Annotated in this window: 17 protein-coding genes and 2 tRNA genes; 4 read left to right on the top strand and 15 right to left on the bottom strand. The window is 53.1% G+C overall.

Annotated elements, in window-relative coordinates; genetic code table 11:
- Positions 1 to 32 precede the first annotated feature (32 nt).
- Both F552_RS0106790 and F552_RS19995 read left to right on the top strand, forming a co-directional pair.
- Positions 33 to 1,085, top strand: coding sequence for an HD domain-containing phosphohydrolase (locus tag F552_RS0106790; RefSeq protein WP_018150979.1), 1,053 nt, complete (start codon positions 33 to 35; stop codon positions 1,083 to 1,085).
- A 210-nt stretch (positions 1,086 to 1,295) separates the two neighbouring features.
- Positions 1,296 to 4,253, top strand: coding sequence for a hybrid sensor histidine kinase/response regulator (locus F552_RS19995; RefSeq protein ID WP_169333579.1), 2,958 nt, complete (start codon positions 1,296 to 1,298; stop codon positions 4,251 to 4,253).
- Between the two features lie 66 nt (positions 4,254 to 4,319).
- Here the strand turns inward: F552_RS19995 and F552_RS0106800 are convergent, their stop codons facing one another.
- Genes F552_RS0106800 through F552_RS0106810 form a run of 3 tightly spaced genes read right to left on the bottom strand, consistent with a single transcriptional unit; the run spans position 4,320 to position 6,150 of the window.
- Entirely contained in the window at positions 4,320 to 4,694 is a 375-nt protein-coding gene (locus F552_RS0106800; protein WP_018150981.1) for an EscU/YscU/HrcU family type III secretion system export apparatus switch protein, read from the bottom strand.
- Positions 4,691 to 5,764 carry a flagellar hook-length control protein FliK gene (gene fliK / locus F552_RS0106805; protein WP_026182463.1) on the bottom strand — a complete coding sequence of 358 codons (1,074 nt, stop codon included), beginning with the start codon at positions 5,762 to 5,764 and terminating at the stop codon, positions 4,691 to 4,693. The genes F552_RS0106800 and fliK overlap by 4 nt, the downstream gene beginning before the upstream one ends.
- 8 nt (positions 5,765 to 5,772) lie before the next feature.
- Positions 5,773 to 6,150 (bottom strand): DUF2802 domain-containing protein, encoded by a 378-nt coding sequence (locus tag F552_RS0106810; protein ID WP_018150983.1) that lies wholly within the window; start codon positions 6,148 to 6,150, stop codon positions 5,773 to 5,775.
- A 246-nt stretch (positions 6,151 to 6,396) separates the two neighbouring features.
- On the opposite strand from F552_RS0106810, the gene F552_RS0106815 reads away from it, so the two are divergent.
- Both F552_RS0106815 and F552_RS0106820 read left to right on the top strand, forming a co-directional pair.
- A tRNA-Glu gene (locus tag F552_RS0106815) sits at positions 6,397 to 6,472 on the top strand.
- 19 nt (positions 6,473 to 6,491) lie between these two features.
- Positions 6,492 to 6,567 (top strand) — tRNA-His (locus F552_RS0106820).
- A gap of 158 nt (positions 6,568 to 6,725) precedes the next feature.
- Here F552_RS0106820 and F552_RS0106825 read toward each other — a convergent pair.
- From F552_RS0106825 to F552_RS20930, 12 genes are all read right to left on the bottom strand, one after another.
- Positions 6,726 to 7,307: a TMEM175 family protein gene (locus F552_RS0106825; protein ID WP_018150984.1), complete on the bottom strand. Its 582-nt coding sequence runs from the start codon at positions 7,305 to 7,307 to the stop codon at positions 6,726 to 6,728.
- 133 nt (positions 7,308 to 7,440) lie between these two features.
- A complete protein-coding gene (locus F552_RS18690; RefSeq protein WP_018150985.1) occupies positions 7,441 to 9,252 on the bottom strand; it encodes a methyl-accepting chemotaxis protein in 1,812 nt (603 codons plus the stop codon).
- Positions 9,253 to 9,323: 71 nt separating this feature from the next.
- On the bottom strand, positions 9,324 to 11,477 hold the full coding sequence (locus tag F552_RS0106835) for a two-component system response regulator (RefSeq protein WP_018150986.1): 2,154 nt from the start codon (positions 11,475 to 11,477) through the stop codon (positions 9,324 to 9,326).
- A gap of 61 nt (positions 11,478 to 11,538) precedes the next feature.
- Positions 11,539 to 12,606: a protein-glutamate methylesterase/protein-glutamine glutaminase gene (locus tag F552_RS0106840; protein WP_018150987.1), complete on the bottom strand. Its 1,068-nt coding sequence runs from the start codon at positions 12,604 to 12,606 to the stop codon at positions 11,539 to 11,541.
- 5 nt (positions 12,607 to 12,611) lie between these two features.
- Positions 12,612 to 13,226: a hypothetical protein gene (locus tag F552_RS0106845; protein WP_018150988.1), complete on the bottom strand. Its 615-nt coding sequence runs from the start codon at positions 13,224 to 13,226 to the stop codon at positions 12,612 to 12,614.
- A 9-nt stretch (positions 13,227 to 13,235) separates the two neighbouring features.
- Positions 13,236 to 14,042: a CheR family methyltransferase gene (locus tag F552_RS0106850; RefSeq protein ID WP_018150989.1), complete on the bottom strand. Its 807-nt coding sequence runs from the start codon at positions 14,040 to 14,042 to the stop codon at positions 13,236 to 13,238.
- Positions 14,043 to 14,134: 92 nt separating this feature from the next.
- Entirely contained in the window at positions 14,135 to 14,680 is a 546-nt protein-coding gene (locus F552_RS0106855) for a chemotaxis protein CheW (protein WP_018150990.1), read from the bottom strand.
- Between the two features lie 12 nt (positions 14,681 to 14,692).
- Positions 14,693 to 16,330, bottom strand: a complete 1,638-nt coding sequence (locus F552_RS0106860) for a methyl-accepting chemotaxis protein (protein WP_018150991.1) — start codon at positions 16,328 to 16,330, stop codon at positions 14,693 to 14,695.
- A 76-nt stretch (positions 16,331 to 16,406) separates the two neighbouring features.
- Positions 16,407 to 18,641, bottom strand: a complete 2,235-nt coding sequence (locus F552_RS0106865; protein WP_018150992.1) for a chemotaxis protein CheA — start codon at positions 18,639 to 18,641, stop codon at positions 16,407 to 16,409.
- A gap of 38 nt (positions 18,642 to 18,679) precedes the next feature.
- Positions 18,680 to 18,988, bottom strand: a complete 309-nt coding sequence (locus F552_RS0106870) for an STAS domain-containing protein (RefSeq protein ID WP_018150993.1) — start codon at positions 18,986 to 18,988, stop codon at positions 18,680 to 18,682.
- 24 nt (positions 18,989 to 19,012) lie between these two features.
- A complete protein-coding gene (locus F552_RS0106875; protein WP_026182465.1) occupies positions 19,013 to 19,381 on the bottom strand; it encodes a response regulator in 369 nt (122 codons plus the stop codon).
- Between the two features lie 11 nt (positions 19,382 to 19,392).
- Entirely contained in the window at positions 19,393 to 20,586 is a 1,194-nt protein-coding gene (locus F552_RS20930; protein ID WP_211208241.1) for a methyl-accepting chemotaxis protein, read from the bottom strand.
- Between the last annotated feature and the right edge of the window lie 376 nt (positions 20,587 to 20,962).

A 20,962-nucleotide genomic window follows, 5' to 3' on the forward strand; every position in this document is an offset into this window, starting at 1 on the left:
CTAAGATTCAAAGTAATACTTCAGGGGTGCATATGCGGGTTGTCATAGTCGATGATACAAACATCAATCTGGTATTGATGTCACATTTGGTGAAGAAACTGGATGATGTAGAAGCCATCACGTTTCAGAGCGCTTCAGAAGCGCTGACTTGGTGTGCTGGTAACGTCTATGACCTTCTCATTCTTGATTACATGATGCCAGAGCTGAACGGGCTGGATTTCATGTCACGGTTGCTTGCCAGTGCACCTCCTGACACCGCAGCGCCACCCATTCTGATGGTCACCGCCAGCCACGATATTGAAATCCGCCATCAGGCGCTGGAGTCTGGTGCAACAGACTTTCTGACCAAGCCGATCGACAAAGTCGAATTCCTGGCCAGAACCCGCAATATGCTGCAGCTACGCAAAGCCAATGTCACGCTGCAGAATCAGGCCTCTTGGCTCACCGAAGAGGTAAAAAAAGCCACGGCAGCCATTCTTGCCCGGGAACAGGAAACCATCTGGCTGCTGTGTAAGGCATCAGAATACCGTGACCCGGAAACCGGTGCCCACATTCTGCGCATGGCGCACTACTCCCGTCTGATTGCCAAGATCATGGGCTTGCCGGAAGAAGAGCAAGAGCTGATCTTCAAAGCAGCACCCATGCATGATATTGGCAAGGTGGCCACGCCCGATAACATTCTCCTGAAGCCAGGCAGGCTGACAGATGAAGAAATGGCCATCATGAAACAGCACGCAGAAGTCGGTTACCAGATTCTGTCGCAAAGCAATGCACCACTACTGAAGGTAGGCGCTGAAATTGCCCGCAATCATCACGAAAGATTTGATGGCCAAGGGTACCCCCACCAGTTGCGGGGCAAAGATATCCCGCTGGTTGGACGTATTGTCGCCGTGGCCGATGTCTTTGATGCCCTGACCAGTGAACGGCCCTACAAAAAGGCCTGGTCACTGGAAGATGCCAGACAGCATTTGCTTAACAACAGCGGCACACATTTTGACCCGGACTGTGTTAACGCCTTTTTGAGTGACTGGAGCGAGATTACTCGTATCCGCAATGCATTCCAGGACGAACCGTTGGCCGAGTGATCAGCAGCCCCATTACCATCTATGTTGATAGGTATTGCCATGTTGGTGAAGCAAAAGGTATAGACTGCGCACACTATTTCAAGGATGCCGCAAACAATGCGCGTGGTAATGGCAGGCAAAAAGCTGGCCACATAAAACAGGTTATACGTCAGACAACAAGCACTTGAGCACTTTCTCCGGGATTAAACTGGCCCTTTTATGCTGCATCACTTGTTAAAACAACAATTACAAGCCGTATTTGGCGATGACCCGCATGTGTCCATTGCTAGCAGTCTGGCAAACCCCGATACTGCAGACTGGTCCAGACAGCTTAACGAACTGCTGATGCTGGTGAGCCAGAGCTACCAGCACCACGAGCAACAACTGGCAAACGCCGGCCTGTCGTCTTCGCCTGAGGCAGATCCGTCAAAAACCCTGCAACACATCCAAACCACCCGTTTACGCCTGTCTGCAGAAGACACACCCAGCGCCGTTCCTGAGCTGATGCAGCCACTTGACGCCCAAGGGTCAAGAGAGCACATGCCCGGTACGCTAGACGAGCGTGAAACGCAAATTACCCGGCTTCTGGATAACCTGCGGGAAATCGTGTTCCAGACGGACCTGGCCGGGCACTGTACGTTTGTAAATGCCGCATGGACGGAACTTACCGGGCAACCGCTGGCAGACATGATGGGCCAGGCTGTACATGAATGCATTCATGCCGATGACCAAGCCGCCTTTAAACGCGTTTGCCAGCAGTTAATCCAGAAGCAAAGTGTTCAGGGCCATCTGGAAGCACGGCTTCATAACGGCATCTGGGTAGATATTTACATGCGTCCGTTAATGGATGCCCAGCAGCGCGTGACCGGCATTACCGGTACGCTCATTGATGTCAGCGACAGCAAGTCAGCGGCGCAGGCTGTCAAACAGCAACAGCTCCTGACAAGCCTGATCATGGACCGGCTGCCCATTGCCATCTTCCTGCAAAACCAGTCTGGCGAGTTTTTGCACTGGAACAACCAGTTCGAGCTGTATGCCAATGAGTGGGGGCCCAAAGAAAGCAGGTTTGGCTGGGCACGCAATGCGCAGGATGAAGCCAGAGCATGGCACAGTGGCCAGATCATCATGTCAGAGGCGTATCTGGATCACCTGGCCCTGCCGGTACACGTGCAGATTAACCGCATGATTGTCCGCAGCCCGGGGCAAGAAGCCTTTTTACTGAGTTTTGCCAACGACATTACAGACCAGCTGGTGGCTGAAGAAGCCATGCTGCGTGCCAAAGAGGCCGCAGAAAACTCCAACCGTGCCAAAAGCGAATTTCTGGCCAATATGAGCCATGAAATCCGTACCCCGATGAACGGGATCATGGGCATGACAGAGCTGGCGCTCGACACAGACCTCAACAAAGACCAGCGCGAATACCTGTCGCTGGTCAAGGCCTCCGCCGACTCCCTGCTCAACATCATTAACGATATCCTGGATTTCTCGAAAATCGAGGCAGGCAAACTGGATATCGAAATCATCAGCTTTGATCTTCACAAACTGATTAACGAAACTGCCAAGACACTGGCCATCCGGGCGCACCAGAAAGATCTGGAACTCATCTGTGAAATCGCGCCCAATGTGCCACGGTTCATGAAAGGTGACCCGGGGCGTTTGCGCCAGGTACTGGTCAACCTCCTTGGCAATGCCGTCAAGTTCACCCATGAAGGTGAAGTCTTGCTGTCTGTCAGACAGCTGGAAGAAAACACTCAGGAAAGCCTGCTGGACTTTTCCATCAAGGATACCGGCATCGGCATTCCGCCTGAAAAACAGGCACACATTTTTGGTGCCTTCACCCAGGCAGACAGTTCGACTACCCGCCAGTATGGTGGCACCGGACTCGGGCTCACCATTTGCAACCGGCTGGTGGCACTCATGCGAGGCGATATCCTGGTAGACAGCCTGCCGGGCCTAGGCAGCACCTTCAAAGTCATATTGCCACTGCAACACACGGCAGAAGACATACCGCGCGAGATAACCCAGTTTAACCTGCAGAACCTGCACGTACTGGTGGTAGACGACAACGAAACCAATCGCCGGGTCGTCGAGGGCATGCTGCAGGTCACCGGCGCGCGCGTCAGCCACGCAGCCAGTGGCACTGCTGCGCTGGACTGGCTAAAGGCACACCCCATGCCTTCCTTGATCCTGCTCGACGGGATGATGCCGGTCATGGATGGCTTTGAAACAGCAAGTCATATCACCAGTTTGCCGCATCACCCGCCAATTATCATGCTGACCTCTACCGACCGCAGCGAAGACCGCTTGCAGGCCAGGCAGCTTGGTGTTGCCGCTTATCTGCTCAAGCCGATCAACGGCACTGACCTGCTCAATTGCATTGTGCAGACCATCAAACCGGCGCATGCCATCCAGCCAGGGGCGGCACTGTCACCCCGCCCCTTGTCAGCACCCGGCAGTACGCATTCACTACAAATCCTGCTGGCAGAAGATAACCCAGTGAATCAGCACCTGGCCATCCGTCTGTTTGAAAAACTCGGCCACCAGCTGGAGGTAGTCGATAACGGGCTGGCCGCACTGGATGCCATTGCCCGACAACCGTTTGACATTGTTTTCATGGACATCCAGATGCCGGAGCTGGATGGACTGGAAGCCACCAGACGACTTCGTGCCAGAGAGCATGCGTCTGGCCGGCACACGCCTGTGATTGCCATGACAGCCCATGCCATGCAAGGCGACAGAGAGCGCTGCCTGGATGCGGGAATGGATAACTACCTCGCCAAGCCGATACGCATAGAAGAATTAAAAACTATCCTGATGGAGTACACGCCCATGCAAACCACACAACACGATTATCCGCTGGATTGGGAGTCCGCTATTCAGCGGCTGGACGGTGAAGAAGAACTGTTGCTGGAACTGGTCAGCATGTTCCTGCTGGATGGCCCGCAGCAGTTCAGCCGCTTGCAAGCCGCCATTGCCAATAACGACCTGAGCACCGCCATGCGGGAAGCACACAGCATTAAAGGCTCGCTGCTAAACTTCGGCGCAGACGACGCCGCCAGACAGGCTGCAGCACTGGAAAGCCAGTGCAAAGCCCCGGATGCAAACCTGAATACACTGGATTTGCTGATGACGCTGGATGAAGCGCTTCAGATCACATACGACAGGCTCAAGGCCAAGCAACAAAGATAAGCATCCATCTCCCACATCGCCATACAGTGACGGGGTACTAACTGCTGCACTCGGATACCGGAAGACTCAAGGAGTGACAGGGAGCCCTGTCGGTAGCATCTGCGCCAGCACCTCAGTGCTGGCACCATGCTCAAGCATGTAGATGAACGCAAGTACCTCTGCCACCGCCCGATACAGCTCAGGGGGAATTTGCTGGTCCAGATCTACCTGCATCAAAAGTGCCACCAGGTCTTTGGATTCGTGCACGTACACACCTGCGGCCTTGGCCTGCGCAATGATGGCCTCGGCAATCAGGCCTTTTCCTTTGGCAACGACCTGTGGTGCCGCAGATTCACCCGCAGCATAAGAAATGGCCACTGCCAAAGGGTTTACCCCCGGCCGCTTGTTTTCCTGCCCCTGTACAGTCCCAGGGTCGCCCTGATCGGTTTTCTTTTCAATCATGACCGAAACACACTCGCTTGCTGCAAGTGCAAGCCAGCACTTTCCATCTGCGCATTCAGTTTCTGCTTGGCCTCGTTCAATTGAGACACCGTTGCCTCATTTTGCGAGGAGAACTGCACGCTCACCTGATTACCGGTAAGACGTACTCCCACTGTCAGATTCCCCAACTGGGGCAACGACAGTTTCAGCTGCGAAAACCAGCTCCGGTCTTCTTCCTGATCCGCTTGTGCATGCCGGCCTTCATCCTTGACCAGCCACTCCATGTCCTGCTTTGGCCATACCTGGCCTTGCCAGACCAACTGCCGCTCATCCAGCACATGCAGTTGTTGTCGCATCAGGTTTTGCAGTTGCTGGGCGCTATCCGTCAGTTTGTTAGCGTCGTTGGTGAGAGATGCCATGTCTGGCATGGCAGGCTTGAGTTCCGGGGTCGCGTCCTGCGGTGATTTTTGCAGCGTCAGGGCTTTGCCGATCTCTGCCTGAGGTTCCTGCTTCAGGCTTTGCAAGCTGCGTTCGCCAGACACCCAGGCCTTCTGGTGAGACTCGTAAAATAATCCGCTGTTTTCCAGCCTGGCCTGCAGCTGACTGGAAAGATGGCCGGTATCCAGGGTATCCAGATGATCCCCTATCAATTGCGGCGCAATGGGCTTGCCAGACACCCCTTCCGGCGCACCATCAGCCTGGTTCTGGTTAAGCAGTGCATTAATCAGTTTGCCGGGTTCGGAAAGATTTACCTGCTGCGAGCTGGTCGCAGTTGAAGCGGGTGTTGCCTGGGCTGCAGCCTGAGCGGCATTCTGGGCAAACGTCAGCACCAGCTTACCCTTGCTCTCCACCACTTCCATGTCCAGCTGTTCACCCGGCTGGGTATTACGCGGCAGGTTCAAATCCAGAATCTGGTCTTTGATGGATACCTGAAACCGGCCATTCGGCAAATAGGCCAGCACATGGGCCTGTACCTTCTCTCCTGGCACAAACTGGCTGGTCTCAAGCGAGGTATCGCTAATATCTATCAGAGGCGGGTTATACGTTTTAACCAGCGACTGGAGCGAACTCACCATATCATTACCGAGCATATCTGTTCCTAGCCAGCGTTAGACTTGTATAAAGAAATGATCAGATCGGCCTCGCCTCTGGAAATACCGCATTGGGAAGCCAGCGTTTCTGCTCCGTACCCCTGATGTGCCAGTTCGATAGCCAAGGCATAAGGCGAGCGTACAGCGGCCTCATGGACATCCCCATGCTTTACCGGGTGGCGCTGTGGGGCAACCGTATTGTCAGACCAGTCTTCGGCTTGCAGCTGCTCTCTTAGCTGCCGGACCTCCACATCCAGAAACATCAAGCGCCCTGAGAGCTTCTTGACGGTTTTTCCAAGCATGAAGACCACCACTGCCATGCTGACTACCAGCAACAGTAAGACACCCGACGCAATCGCAAGAAAAGGCAACCACTGCTCAAACATAATAACCCCTACCTACACCCGAGACTGACTGTATAAACAGAATATATAAACAGGGGACAATAATCAGCCCCATCATAGTTTCATCGTACAACCCCTTTGCCCGTTTGGCAAAACCAATATCGGCCACCCGCCGTAAATTTTAGGATTATTTTCACAAAACGTTTGACATGCCCGGCTGAAAGCCTTATAGTACGCGCCTTGCCACGATTCATCGGCAAAACAAAAGCAGCAAAAAGTTGTCTAAAGGTCCCCATCGTCTAGAGGCCTAGGACACCGCCCTTTCACGGCGATAACCGGGGTTCGAATCCCCGTGGGGACGCCACACTTTATGTGTGTCTATGGTGGATGTAGCTCAGTTGGTAGAGTCCAGGATTGTGATTCCTGTTGTCGTGGGTTCGAGTCCCATCATCCACCCCATAGAATTCCTTGCATCAGTGATTTTTCAGTCACTGACCATTCCCAGATTTAAATTCCAGGTAATTTCCGCCAGATAACATGATTTGGCGGATTTGGCGTTTCTGTCCGAAACGCGCAAACCCTCCCCTTGCTACCCTCTCGGCCAAGTTGGGTGCCAGCTACCCTTCCACATGAATCACCTTCTCGATACGCCTGTCTGGCACCAGCCACATCAACGCCACCACCACGTAGCATAGCTGAGCAATGCTTTGCCAGTAACAAGCCAGCAACATGCCTAGAATGTAGAGGCCAATAGAGGCCTTGCCCTTGATGTCCGACCCGACAGCCAGGGCCAGCGGCGCATTTTCTCCTTCGATGGCGATGATGCACCTTTGCAAGATGGTGTAACTGATGGCGGCCATGAGCAGCACAAAACCATAAAACGCCGTTGGGATTGCGGCAAAGTGATTCTCGCCCATCCAGCCTGTCGCAAAGGGCATCAAAGATAGCCAGAACAGCAGGTGCAAATTGGCCCACAGCACGCCGCCACTGATCTTCTTGGTGGCATGCAGCATATGGTGATGGTTATTCCAGTAAATGCCTACATAGACAAAGCTCAGGATATAGCTCAGAAAAACCGGCAATAGGGCCAGCAAGTCGTTAATGGTTTCTCCATGCGGTACTTTCAGCTCCAGGACCATGATGGTCAACACGATGGCCAGTACGCCATCACTGAATGCTTCCAGCCGGTTCTTGCCCATATTGCTCCCCTGCGTCTACTGATACATAGATGAAACAAGCCACCAGACTGGCCTGCCGTACATATGGTACACAATGCAGGTGCCGGTGGCTTGGGAGAAATGCGAAAAATTGGTTGGAGGTACGGGTAGCGGCTTAATCCAGTTTGAAGAAGGAAATATGCTCATCCAGTGTTTCGGCCTGGTCAGCCAGCAGGGATGACGTAGCGGACAGTTCTTCAGACGCAGATGCATTGGCAGCTGTAGAGACCGTAATCTGGCCGATAGCCTGGTTCACCTGCGATACCCCGGCTGCCTGCTCTTGGGAGGCAGCAGAAATTTCCTCGATCAGGCTGGCAGTCTTCTTGATAGAAGGGACCATTTTATCCAACAGTTCGCCAGCATGATTCGCCAGCGCCAGGCTATTAGCGGCCAGTGCACCGATTTCATGCGAGGCCTCCTGGCTTCTGCCAGCCAGCCGTCGTACTTCGGCAGCGACCACCGCAAACCCTTTGCCATGCTCGCCGGCACGCGCGGCCTCAATGGCGGCGTTAAGTGCAAGCAGGTTGGTCTGATAGGCGATTTCATCAACAATGCCGATCTTCTTGGCAATTTCACGCATGGCCACTTCTGTATCTTTGGCGGCCTTGCCGCTTTGCTGTACATAGTCTGCAGCTTCTGTGGCAATCTGCCGTGTGGTCTGGGCGTTCTCATTGTTGGAGTTTACCGATGCCGAAATCTGCTCCAGCGAGGCGCTGGTCTGCTCGACACTGGCTGCCTGGGTACTGGCAGAGGCACTCAGGGCGTGAGCAGACGAATTGACCTCTTTGGAGGCATGCGAAATTTCCTCACTCGCCGTTTTGATTTGCCGCATGGTTGCAGACAGGCGGGTTGCCATGCGTTGCATGGCATCTTGCAGGGTATGAATTTCTCCCGCTTTGGCGGTTACCTGGATTTCATGGGTCAGGTCACCATCTGCCAGCCGGTCCAGCGAGTTGGCCACGATACCAATCGGCCCGGCAATACGGCGTGCAATCCAGATCATCAGCATGAGCCCTGCCAGGCCCATAAGCGCCATCAGGACAATCATTTTCAGCAGCAATTGCTGCACCGGCCCGATAATCTCGGACTCAGGCAATTCGACAACCACAAAACTGTTTAGGGTAGGTACAAAGGATGACGCCACAATGCGAATACCGTCTGCAGCCTTGTAACGGTCGATATTGAAGTCACCCCGCTTCAATAGCCCAGCGGCAACCACGTCCATGCCGGGCAGATCGGCCAGTTTTTTCTTGGCAATCAGTGAGCTGTCGCGATGCACCAGTATCTGGCCATCTGCCTTGACCAGCATGGCCTGACCCTGCTGCCCGACCTGAACCTTGCGAATCTGCTCGGCCATGCGGGATGCCTTCAGCCCGAGCCCGCCCGCTGCTTCGTGACCCAATGCATCTTTGCCCCGGGTATTGATATACAGCATCATTTCATTGGGATTATGTTCATCGGCATCCAGATTCAGCTCGAAATCGGCACCGCGGTTCAGAAACCCGTAGAACCAGCCATCGGCAGGGTTATTGGCCTGAAGGGTTTTCAGCAGCCCGGTCTGGCTATAGTAATGGCCGGTCGCCAGCGGGATGAAGGTCACCGAGTCGGCATTGTTCAGTCGCATCAGCGCTTGTGCGTAGGTTTTCCATAATTCGATTTTTTCGGGCGGTTCGCCGGATGCGGCCCATTCATGCAGCAGCGGGTCATTAACCAGTACACGAGATGCCGCCAGAGGCCCGGCAATCTGCTGCTCGATCTGATTGCGAATACTGCCGAGCGTGGCCGGCATTTCTGAGGTTTCGATACGACGATTGATAAAGTCGCTGGCATTGGTATAAAACACAAACGAAGAAATGCCCAGCGTCAGGATGAGAACCAGTGAAATGGCCAGAATCAGCTGGGTTTTGATGGAGTGAATCCTTAGCATCCCTCTTGCCTCCCTTTATCGTTCTTTTCGCTTGGCGTGTTGCAGATGACCAAGGCGTGTCGAATCTGGCCTTACTTTAGCAGCAAGGTTTCAAAATCTTCTTTCGAGATCGGCCGGCTAAAATAGTAACCTTGAACCTCGTCACAATCGTGTTCCAGCAAGAAATCCCATTGCTCTTTCAGCTCTACCCCTTCCGCGGTCACCTTCATGCCAAGGTTGCGTGCCAGCATGATGATGGTGTGAACGATGGAGGCATCACTCTTGCTCAGGTGCACCGTATCAATAAAGGATTTGTCGATTTTCAGGATATCGATCGGGAATTTTTTCAGGTAACTCAAGCTTGAATAACCGGTGCCAAAGTCATCCAGCGAAATCTGGATGCCTGTTTCCTTGAAGGCCATCATGGTATGAATGGCCATTTCCGGATTTTCCATCAGCACACTCTCGGTTAGTTCAAGAATCAGCTGATCTGGCGATACGCCATTGCTTTCACAGGTCTTGAGCAGGCTTTGCAGCAGGTTTTTTTGCCGGAACTGATGGGCAGAGAGGTTGACCGAGATTTTGATGTTACCAGCGCCCATGTCTTTCAATTGGCGCATTTCTTTGCAAGCGGTGTCGATAATCCATTGCCCGATGGCATAGATCAGCCCGGTTTCTTCGGCCAGTGGAATAAACTCGCCAGGGGAAACAAACCCGAGTACCGGGTTTTTCCAGCGAATCAATGCTTCTGCCCCGACAATCTTGCCTGTCTGCATGGAAACCTTGGGCTGATACACCAGATGCAGCTCGTTAGATGACAGGGCATGCCGTAGCTGCGTTTCCATGGTCATCTTGCGCTGGGTAAGGGCATTAAGTTCAGCAGTAAAAAGCTGGCTGGTGTTGCCGCCTTCCTGTTTGGCCTGGTACAAGGCGATTTCTGCGTTGCGGATGGACTCGCTCAGGTCATTGTCCGCCACCGTGCACACATAAACACCAATACTGGTCGTGACAGATAGCCGATGAGAATAAATCTGCAACTCGTGGGCCACGCTTCTGACAATCTCGGCTGCGAGGTTGACGATTTCTTCTTCCCCGCCATTGGCAAGTGCCATGATCAGAAATTCATCGCCGCCGTTTCGGGAGACCAGACAGTTGTCCGAGGCATATTTTTGCAGCCGGTCGGCCAGTACCTTGAGCGTCTGATCGCCCACGACATGGCCGAGGGAATCATTGATGACCTTGAAGCGGTCCAGGTCCAGGCACAGTACGCCCAAGACGGTATTCGGGTTCCAGGCAACGTGCTGCAATTGCTTGTCAAAATAGGATCTGGCGATCATGCGGTTCGGCAGGCCGGTCAGTGCATCGTGGTAGGCCAGAAAATCAATCAGGATCTGCGTATCTTTGCTCTCGGAGATATCCAGATACAAGGCAACATAGTGGGAAACCTTGCCTTGGCCACCACGAATGGCCGTGATGCTGACCTTCATGGAGACCACGTTACCGTCTTTGCAGCGGTTAAGAATCTCGCCAGACCAGTGCCCCTGCTCGGTCATGGATTGCCACATTTCCTGATAGAAGGCCGGACTTTGCTTGTCGGATTTCAGAATGCTGGGGTTGCGTCCCAGTACCTCTTCTTCCGTGTAGCCAGTCAGTCGGGAAAATGCCGGGTTGACCCGTACGATGCGGCCTTGTGCATCGGTAATCATGACCGCTTCAAAGTTGAGTTCGACCACTTTGTTGGCCAGTTCGACACTGGAACTGGCGTCTGATTCGAGGATGGATGACTTGATGCTGGCGTTGAGTTTGGATTTGACCTGTTGCAGACCATGTTCAAGACTTTGCTCATGCCGGTAATGGGCAACATGGCTCTTGACCCGGAGCATGAATTCGGCCGGGTTATAAGGCTGCACGATAACATCCACCGCACCGTATTCAAAACAGCGAGAGGTATGCTCAATGTCATGCAGCATGGTCACAAAGATAACCGGTATTGCCTTTGTTTCTGGCCTTAGCTTCAGCCACTGGCAGATTTCATACGCCTGCTCGACATTACTGGCGTTGACATCCATGACCACCAGTTCCGGCTGGGCGGTTTCCATGGCCATCATGACCATGTTGGCACTTTGTGCCTGCCGAACCGAACAGGCGGACCGGGAAAGAACGTCCGCAATATGCTGGACGGACAAGGCATTGTGACCAACCACCAAAATATCTGCAGGGTATGTTACTTGAGATAAAACCGGCATTTATCAATCTTCCAATAGGTTGTTCAGCACATTGCCATGCATGATGGCCAAATAGTCCATGTCAGAATTTTAGTATAGCGCCCGGGATTTCATTGAGAGAAATCACCTTTTCTGCCGCGTTGCGTTTGATGGCTTCTTTGGGCATGCCAAAGACCACGCAGGAGGCTTCATCTTGGGCAATCGTGCGGGCATTGGCTTGTCGCATCTCCAGAAGGCCAGCGGCGCCATCGTCGCCCATGCCAGTCATGATCACGCCCAGTGCATTCTTGCCAGCCACTTTGGCAACCGAACGGAACAGTACATCCACCGACGGGATATGCCGGTTCACCAGCGGGCCAGCGACGACTTCGACAAAATATTGGGCTCCGCTACGCTTGAGCAGCATGTGTTTCCCGCCAGGGGCAATCAAGGCACGGCCAGGCATCACCCGGTCATTGTTCTGCGCTTCTTTTACTTCGATCTGACACAAGCCGTTTAACCGGGATGCAAAAGCTGCCGTGAATTTTTCTGGCATGTGCTGGACAATGACAATACCCGGACAGACACGCGGCAAGGCAGTCAAGACGGCTTCCAGCGCTTGTGTACCGCCAGTGGATGTACCCAGCGCAACAATGCGCTCGGTGGTTTGCGCCATGGCGTGTCCGGCTACCGGTGCAAGAATGGCGTCGGCCGTCAACTTCGGAGCAGGCGCCTGGGAAGAGGCTTCTTTATGCACCAACCGTTTCAGATTGGCCTTGGCGGCGATCTTGACGGCTTCGACAATATCGCTGGTAGAGTCTTCCAGAAACTGTTTGAGACCTGCCTTGGGTTTGGTCACAATGCTGACGGCACCGGCAGACAGCGCCTGCATGGTGGTCTCGGCTCCCGCCTCGGTCAGCGTCGAGCAAATCACCACTGGCGTGGGTCTTTCTGCCATGATTTTACGCAAGAAGCTGATGCCATCCATGCGCGGCATTTCCACGTCCAGCACGATGACATCGGGCCACTGCTGCCGCATACGCTCCATGGCAAAAATCGGGTCAGATGCCACCCCCTGAACCGTGATGGCAGGGTCTGACTCCAGTCTATGGGTCAGCACCTGCCTGACCACGGCAGAATCATCGACAATCAATACGTTTATTTTTTTCATGATTGTTACTTTCCAAATTTGGAGGCATCAAAGACCGGGTGCTGCTTCACCCATGTATAGCCGCTCCAAACATCAAAAATCACTTGCCGGTGCCCTACCCCGCCCAGATGGTGTGCGACGACATTCAGATGGTATTCGTTTGCGAGATGAAGCGCCACATGGCTGTTAAGACAGCCAAGCGTACAATCGCTACCGGCGCAGTTCTCGCATCCAGCCGGGCGAATATGCAGGTCTTTGCCAACGGGCCGCTTACCAGACAGGTTCACAGGCCTTTTCTGCCATTGCTGATTGGCAACCGAGCTAGGAAACATGCTCCCGCCGCCAAACAGCTTGACTTCATAATCCCCCGGGTCAGAACCATAAGACGCAATCGACTGCAACAGAAGCGTCATCGCCTCATCCGCATAGCGGCCATCCAGCACCAGCTCTCTTGCATCCGTCTTTTTGCGACGTTGCGGCAGCATGAAGTGACACATGCCGCCCACATGCCACTTGGGATGCCACATCACAATCGAAACACATGACCCTAAAATTGTCCGGATACGGGTATTCCGGTCGCCAAAGTAGTAATCCCCTGGCTGCAAGAATACATCAAACGCATTTGGTGGCAGTTCATCCATCGCGTTTTATTAACTCTTCTTGTAGATGGCGGGGGCAACAGCCTCCAGCTCATCGTAAATGCCATTCAGGCTTTCCGAATGGCCAATAAACAGATAGCCGCCGGGCCGCAGTTGCTTGTCCAGACGCTTGATGACCTCCCGCTTGGTCGGCAGGTCAAAGTAAATCATGACATTTCTCAGGAAAATCACATCAAACTCACCCACATCCGGCAGCGGATTGGTCAGGTTGATCATCTCGAAACGGGTACGTTTGCGTACATCACTCGCAATCAGGAAGGTCCCTTCCTGTGCGCCTGTCCCCTTGAGGCAAAACTCTGTCAGGTAGTGCTTGGGGATATGTTGCGTCTGCTCGATGGGGTAGTGTCCGGTACACGCTTTTTCCAGTACGCGTGAACTGATGTCAGACCCGAAAACCTCCCATGGGCGTCCGCCCAGACGGTCAGCCAGTACCATGGCAATGGAGTAGGCTTCCTGCCCGTAGGAACTGGCCGCACTCCAGACCCGGAAAGGCTTGCCGGGTACCAGTTCCTTTAAAGCCTGCTGGCTTAAAAACTGGAAATGCTTTGGCTCGCGGAAGAAGTAGGTTTCATTGGTGGTCAGCAGATCAACCGCAATCTGAGGCTCATGCGGGTAGGAACCCGACATCAGTAATTTGAAATAGTCGGTATAGTTGGTGAGATGATAATGGTTCAGCCGCCGGGTCAGGCGACTGCAGACCAGGGCTTTTTTTTCTTTGGAGAGTGAAATACCCGCTTGCTGGTAAATCCAGTTCTTGAGTTGTGTAAACTCCTGATCGGTAATCACGGCACCATGCATTATTCAACTGCCTTTTTTATCGTTTGATGCACAACATCCGGTGATGCGCTATTGGTAGCAGACAGCAACAAGGGTGCGCAGGCACCCTTGTATCATGCAGTTGCAACATCCATGCCTTGCCCCAAGGCGGCCATTTCTTCTACCGACAGTACATTTTCTACACTGAGTATAATCACAAACTGGCCATTCACCTTGCCCATGCCCTGAATAAAGTCGGTGCGGATGTGGGCGCCAAAGGCAGGTGGAGGCTCGATATCTTGCGTAGCAATTTCCAGCACCTCGGAAACCGAATCCACCACCACACCGATATCCTGGGTAGTACCTTCATCTTCGGCGCCACCCGCAACCTGTACTTCGATAATCACAATGCAAGTGCGTTTGGTGACTTCGGTAGACGGCTTGCCGAATCGGGATCGCAAATCGATGACCGGCACCACCCTGCCGCGCAGGTTAATTACCCCGCGAATGAACGCCGGCATCATGGGCACCTCGGTCAGATGCCCGTATTCGATGATTTCCTTGATGTTCAGGATACCAATGGCAAACATTTCACCCCCCAGGATGAACGTCAGATACTGACTTTCATCCTGGGGGACGGCAACAGACGTCCCTTGTTCAGCTTTCACCAGAGAGCTCATGACTCATCCCCCTTAGAAGCGCACAAAATCTGATTCGGCTACCGGTTTGCCTGGCTGGTTTCTGACCGGTGCCATTTTGGCGGGCTTGTTGCTCTTGTTACCCGCACCAAATGCCTGATGTACAGAACCACCTGCTGACTCAACCTTAAAGAAGGCGACCAGTTGCTGCAACTGCTCGGCCTGACCGCTCATTTCTTCGGCTGTGGCAGCCAGTTCTTCAGAGGCCGTCGCGTTCTGCTGGGTGATCTGGTTCATCTGCGTCATGGCCGTATTCACCTGAGACAAACCGGTAGATTGCTCTTCAGAGGCAGCGGTAATTTCCTGCACCAGGTCAGAGGTACGGTTAATGGCGGGTACCATTTCGTCCAGCAAATGACCTGCACGTTCGGCCAGTTCCACACTGCTGCCAGCCACTTCGCCAATTTCCTGCGCGGCGACCTGGCTGCGTTCTGCCAGTTTGCGCACCTCGGCGGCCACCACAGCAAAACCTTTACCGTGTTCACCGGCACGGGCTGCCTCAATGGCAGCGTTCAGCGCCAACAGGTTAGTCTGGTAAGCGATATCATCAATAATGCCGATCTTAGCCGCAATCTGCTTCATGGCAGCCACGGTTGCTTTTACGGACTCGCCACCCTGGGTTGCCTGGGTAGCAGCCTGGGTTGCCATGCTGTCGGTGACTTTGGCATTCTCTGCGTTCTGGTGAACGGAGGCAGACATCTGTTCGACAGCAGAACTGGTCTCTTCCACACTGGCAGCCTGCTCGCTGGTGGCTTGGCTCAGACTCTGTGCCGTTTCTGCTACCTGCTCGGAAGAGCTGGACAAACCATCTGCAGAACTGCGCACTTCACCAATTACATTGGCCAGCTTGGCAGCCATTTCCCTGATGGCAGCCAGCATGCTGGTGGTGTCATTGGCACGGGTTTTCACCTCGACACTCAAATCACCGGCAGCAATATGTTTCACGACTTCGGCAGCGTACGCTGGCTCGCCACCCAGCTGGCGGCTAATCATGCGGGCAATCAGAATACCGATGGCAATCGACAAGATCACGCTGATGGCAATCAGTACAATCAGCATTTTATTGATATTACTGACAATCCCGTCAGCATCGGTATTTGCCTGTGCCGCAAATTTGACGTTGAAATCGACAATGGTAGATAACGCATCATCTACTTTGGTTACCAAAGGCTTGGCGGTTTCCGTGTTCAGTTTCATTGCCAGGGCCATGTCACCCTGGTCTACCGCTGCGCGTATCTGCTTGGCAACATTCAGGTACTGGGGCCAGAACTCGTCATACACCTTCATGGCTTCGACTTCTGTAGGTTGCAAGACCGAACTGCGGTATTTTTTGATCTGGTCGTCCATGATCCCCAGCGTCGCATTCATGTCCTGATTCAGCTTCTCGCGTGACTGGGCATCGGTAGACAGCATGTAGCGCAGCATGTCACGGTTGTAGTAAATCAGTTCTTCGTTGGCTTGCATGGCCTGGTTTATTGGCATCAGCATGTTGACATAGACGTTGGTCATCATGTCATTGACCTGATTGGTTGAGCGCAGCCCCATCAACCCGATAAAGCCGCCAATCAGCGCAACCAGAATAAAAGACAATACCAGCTTGGTCGCCAGTTTAAGATTGTTAAACCATGTCATGCTCTTCTCCTTTTGACCCAAATTCAGGGCACCGAGATTTTTACGTTGCAATACGTGTCACCAGCCACCGATATGATCAGTGCCTGACTTGTAACCTGCTTGATTCGTGATGGTCCTTGCGCACCACCTGCTGCACCAGATTCGGTATATCCAGAATCAAGGCCACTTCACCCGTCCCCAGAATGGTAGAACCGCCAATACCCTTGATACGTTCAAACAGTTTGCCCAAGGGTTTGATGACAGTCTGGAACTCGCCAAGCAAGGTATCTACAACCAGGCCGGCACGGGTATTACCGTACTTCACGATCACTACACTCTCTCTGCGCCCACTCTCCCCATCAATCTCAAAGGTGTCACGCAGCCGCATGTACGGCAGCACTTCCCCTCTCAGACTAAAATAGTTACTGCCTTTGCTACTGTTCAGATTCTCTTCCGGCAAATCCACACACTCGATCACCATATCCAGCGGAATCACATAATGTGACTGCCCCACCCGCACCAGGAAACCGTCAATGATGGCCAGGGTTAACGGCAGGCGGATACGGATGGTAGTACCAACGGTATATTTGCTCTGGATTTCGATATTGCCGCGCAAGGCCTCGATGTTGCGGCGAACCACATCCATCCCCACCCCGCGGCCAGAAATATTGCTGACCGTATCTGCCGTAGAAAAACCGGCTTCAAAAATCAGCTGGAACACGTCACTGTCCGACATCTCGTGCACGGACTCTACCAGCCCTTTTTCCAGCGCCTTGGCCAGAATCTTGTCACGGTTCAGCCCGCCTCCGTCATCCTGCACCTCGATCACGATACTGCCAGAGTCGTGATAGGCATTCAGATGCACCTTGCCTTGTGCAGGTTTGCCTCGTGCAGCGCGGATATCTGCAGTCTCAATGCCATGGTCGATGGAGTTGCGCACCAGATGCGTTAACGGATCGCCAATTTTCTCGACCACGGTTTTGTCCAGCTCTGTGTCGCCCCCGCTGATCAGCAGTTCGATCTCTTTGCCCAGATCCTTGGCCACATCGTGAACCACACGCTGGAAGCGGTTGAACGTTTCCCCGATCTGCACCATGCGCAGATTGAGCGCACCATCGCGGACCTCTTCTACCAGTCGTGACAAGGTCGATGCGGCTTCCAGCATGTCGGCCCGGCCACTGCGCTGGGCAACAATGTTGACACCGGCGCCGGCAATCACCAGTTCGCCGATCAGGTTGATCAGCATGTCGAGCTTCTCGGCATCGACACGAATCGACTGTTGCTGGCGTGCCTTGGTTTTTTTCTGTTGGGATTGCTTTTGCAGCGCAGCCTCCACGACAGCGGGCTGCACAAACCCGGCCTGCACCACCATTTCACCCAAAGGTTGTTTGGTGCCTGCTTCCGTACTGTTCTGACCGGATTCCTGCGCCGCCTGATACGCCAGTACGGCAGCCAGTTCACGCTCGGTCAGCGTGCCGCACTGGACCAGCATCTCGCCAATGCGCAAATCGTGTTGCGGCAAGCCCTTGATCACGGACACAAAATCGGCAATGCGACTATGCGGCGGCAGAATGTTGATCTTGCAATCTTCCTGCACAAATTCGAACGCAGATTCGATGGTGGTTTTGTCTGCCTCACTGCTGAAGTTGATCAGGTAAGACATGTAGCAGGTCTCGGGGTCCATCTCTGACAAGCCGGGCAAGCGGTCAAAGAACGTACCTACCTGCACGATGGTGCCCATCGTGCCCAGATAGCGGAAGATGGACAGCGGGTCCATGCCGTTTCGCAGCACATCCGGGCCAAACTCGATGGAAATGTGCCAATTGTCATTATCCACCACACCGCCACCGGCACTTTCCAGCGCTAACGGGTCCAGATGCGGATACGTGATCGCAGGATGCGTCTTTTCTTCATGAACCGTGTTCGTTTGCGGCGCCTGCAGATAAGCAGACAGTTGTGCGACCAGCGCCTGGCCGGTGGCTTGATCACTGCCCTGCAAGACACCGCCACTTTCTTCCAGCCCTACCAGCAGGCTGACATGGTCCTTGCACTTGAGGAACAGGCTGATCATGTCGGCATCCATCACCAGCTGGGATGACCGGACCTTGTCGAGCACACTCTCCAGCACATGGGTAAACTCGACGATTCCGTCCAGACCAAAGAGACCCGCAGAGCCCTTGATGGTATGTGCAGCCCGGAAAATCGCGTTGATCGCCTCGATACGATCCTCATCCACCACCAGCCCCTGTATGGCCAGCAAGCGGTCTTCCATTTCCTGCAGCAGCTCATGGCTCTCCACAAAAAATGTCTGTAGTGCTTCTTCCATGCCCATGCTAGATACCCTCAGATACAGTTCAACAGTGGAACGAACTAATTGGATGAAATCACAACCGGATCACCAAATATGGTGGTCAGGTTGCAAAGATCCAGCACATCCAGCACCTGGATGCTGTGGTGAACCAGCGTCAAATCACCACCTTTGGCCTGGCATTCTTTTTTGGTGGCAAGCAGTAGCTGGACACCTGCCGTGTCAATTTCATTGACGCCCGACAAATCGATTTCCAGCCTGGAGGAAGCCGACAGCAAAGCAGCCAGCTTTTCTTTGATGCTTGCCGCAGTGAAAATGGTCATTTCCCCTTCCACCTGCCATTTGCCAGGCACCTGATCCGTGTTATCCATGCAACGCTCCCGTTTGCTGGGTTATCAAGGCAAAATCAGCTTGGATACTGCCGTAATCATCTGATCCGGTTTGAACGGCTTCACCACCCAGGCCTTGACACCCGCGGCCTGCCCTTGCGACTTTTTGTCTTCGCCAGATTCCGTGGTCAGCATGATGACCGGCGTAAACTTGTACTCCGGTTTCTTTTTCAGCTCTTGTACAAAGGTGATGCCATCCATATTGGGCATGTTCACGTCACTGATGATCAGATGCACTTTCTGACCCGTCAGCTTGGATAGCGCATCCTTGCCATCCACACCTTCAATCACGTCATACCCTGAACTTTTGAGTGCAATAGATACCACTTGCCTTAACGACGCAGAGTCATCAACGATCATGATAGTTTTAGCCATGTGCCCGTCTCCTAAAAGAAAGTAATTTCGTTGGTATCAGCCGCTTTGGACCGGTCAACCGCTTTGCCGTGATTAATATGTTCTTCTACGGTGGCATACGATTCTTCAAGCTGATGTATCAAGCCAGACCAGTCAATCGCCTGCAGCTTGCCTTCCTGATCAAAGGCCTGTTCACCCTTGGCCAGATACTCAGGAAAGCTGTCAATGTTGTCGCGGACGTGGCAAAGAATCTGGCTCACCCGGTCCTGGAACTGCAGGCCAACCAGCAACTCGGAAATCTGGTGCTGAATTTGCTGGCTGTTATCACGCAGCATGTCCGTTGCCCCCAGCAAACTGGTCGTCACGCCTTCAAAATCTGCCAGCACATCATGAATGGATGCTTCGGATGCCTGTATCGATGAAGAGGCGTTGGCTGCAGACAGCTCTGCCGATGCAAAGGTGGCATTAATCGCCTTGCTGATTACCTCGGTGGTTTCGGTAATACTGCGCCCAGTGTCACCCGACAGGTTAGACAGTTTGCGGACTTCATCGGCCACCACGGCAAACCCTCTGCCGGCTTCCCCTGCCCTGGCCGCCTCAATGGCGGCGTTTAGCGCCAGCAAATTGGTCTGGTCTGCAATATTGGCCACCGAAGCGGCCATTTCTTTTAGCTTGTCGATGTACTGCACCAGTGTCTTCACTTCGCCCAGCATGACTTCGCTCTGGCTAAATGAGCTTCTTAACAGCTCCAGCACCGATTTCAGCTTGTTTTCACTGCGCATGAACAGTTCGGACAAGTCACTGCCCGAGTTGGTGTTAATCAGGGAGGAAGAATTCACCTCGCTCAATTTTTGTACCACTTCACTGAAGTGAGTGGTCAGGTCAATAATGGCGGCCTCACTCATGTGACGGGCAGACTCGATCTGCTTGACCCAAATATTGGTAACACCATCCTCAACCTGGCCCAGGCCGTTCAGAAAGTCTTTGACTTCGTGCACGTGCACGCCTTGGATATCCTTCACACACTGGGCCAGCTGTTGTGTTTCTCTGGCGTCAAACTGCCGCTTGATCAACCAGCCACAGACGCACCCACCAACAATAAGACCCAAGCTAACCAGTCCAAATACCAGGTCAATTGGTGTCAATAACGCCAGGCAGATCACGGCTGCAATGGAGGGAAGTACCGCCAATAAATACACAGCAGTCTTTCGGGGTTTATTTTCCAACTGCGCCTCCTTTAAAAACAGGTAAACCGGTTGTTTTAGTTTGATTCATTCTTTTTAAGTTTAGCCTGAAATACAGCTTTTTAAAGGTGAAAGAATATTTTAAATATAGACAAAAAAGTTCTTATAAATCAGTTCACTACAATATATAAACTTTTGGATACTTTATTTATCCTGCTAACAAATCAAGGGGATCTCGTTTATTCTCAGCAGCCTGAATCGGTTTGGACATCAATACCACGTCTGGCAAGCAAACATACGTCTGTACACAAATACGCCACTTTCATGTCGTGACAAAAGCACTTGGGAAAACTTTTCATCCGTGACTGTCATCTGATTCTAGTCAATTAACGTATGCATTTTTCATTAAACATGACTA

The sequence above is a fragment of the Leeia oryzae DSM 17879 genome, from assembly GCF_000376945.1.
Lineage (GTDB): Bacteria > Pseudomonadota > Gammaproteobacteria > Burkholderiales > Leeiaceae > Leeia > Leeia oryzae.

Excerpts from the sequence above, each read along its gene's own strand:
- F552_RS0106790 (WP_018150979.1), top strand. The coding sequence starts at position 33 with ATGCGGGTTGTCATAGTCGATGATACAAACATCAATCTGGTATTGATG.
- F552_RS0106800 (WP_018150981.1), bottom strand. The coding sequence starts at position 4,694 with ATGATTGAAAAGAAAACCGATCAGGGCGACCCTGGGACTGTACAGGGG.
- fliK (WP_026182463.1), bottom strand. The coding sequence starts at position 5,764 with ATGCTCGGTAATGATATGGTGAGTTCGCTCCAGTCGCTGGTTAAAACG.
- F552_RS0106810 (WP_018150983.1), bottom strand. The coding sequence starts at position 6,150 with ATGTTTGAGCAGTGGTTGCCTTTTCTTGCGATTGCGTCGGGTGTCTTA.
- F552_RS0106825 (WP_018150984.1), bottom strand. The coding sequence starts at position 7,307 with ATGGGCAAGAACCGGCTGGAAGCATTCAGTGATGGCGTACTGGCCATC.
- F552_RS18690 (WP_018150985.1), bottom strand. The coding sequence starts at position 9,252 with ATGCTAAGGATTCACTCCATCAAAACCCAGCTGATTCTGGCCATTTCA.
- F552_RS0106835 (WP_018150986.1), bottom strand. The coding sequence starts at position 11,477 with ATGCCGGTTTTATCTCAAGTAACATACCCTGCAGATATTTTGGTGGTT.
- F552_RS0106840 (WP_018150987.1), bottom strand. The coding sequence starts at position 12,606 with ATGAAAAAAATAAACGTATTGATTGTCGATGATTCTGCCGTGGTCAGG.
- F552_RS0106845 (WP_018150988.1), bottom strand. The coding sequence starts at position 13,226 with ATGGATGAACTGCCACCAAATGCGTTTGATGTATTCTTGCAGCCAGGG.
- F552_RS0106850 (WP_018150989.1), bottom strand. The coding sequence starts at position 14,042 with ATGCATGGTGCCGTGATTACCGATCAGGAGTTTACACAACTCAAGAAC.
- F552_RS0106855 (WP_018150990.1), bottom strand. The coding sequence starts at position 14,680 with ATGAGCTCTCTGGTGAAAGCTGAACAAGGGACGTCTGTTGCCGTCCCC.
- F552_RS0106860 (WP_018150991.1), bottom strand. The coding sequence starts at position 16,330 with ATGACATGGTTTAACAATCTTAAACTGGCGACCAAGCTGGTATTGTCT.
- F552_RS0106865 (WP_018150992.1), bottom strand. The coding sequence starts at position 18,641 with ATGGGCATGGAAGAAGCACTACAGACATTTTTTGTGGAGAGCCATGAG.
- F552_RS0106870 (WP_018150993.1), bottom strand. The coding sequence starts at position 18,988 with ATGGATAACACGGATCAGGTGCCTGGCAAATGGCAGGTGGAAGGGGAA.
- F552_RS0106875 (WP_026182465.1), bottom strand. The coding sequence starts at position 19,381 with ATGGCTAAAACTATCATGATCGTTGATGACTCTGCGTCGTTAAGGCAA.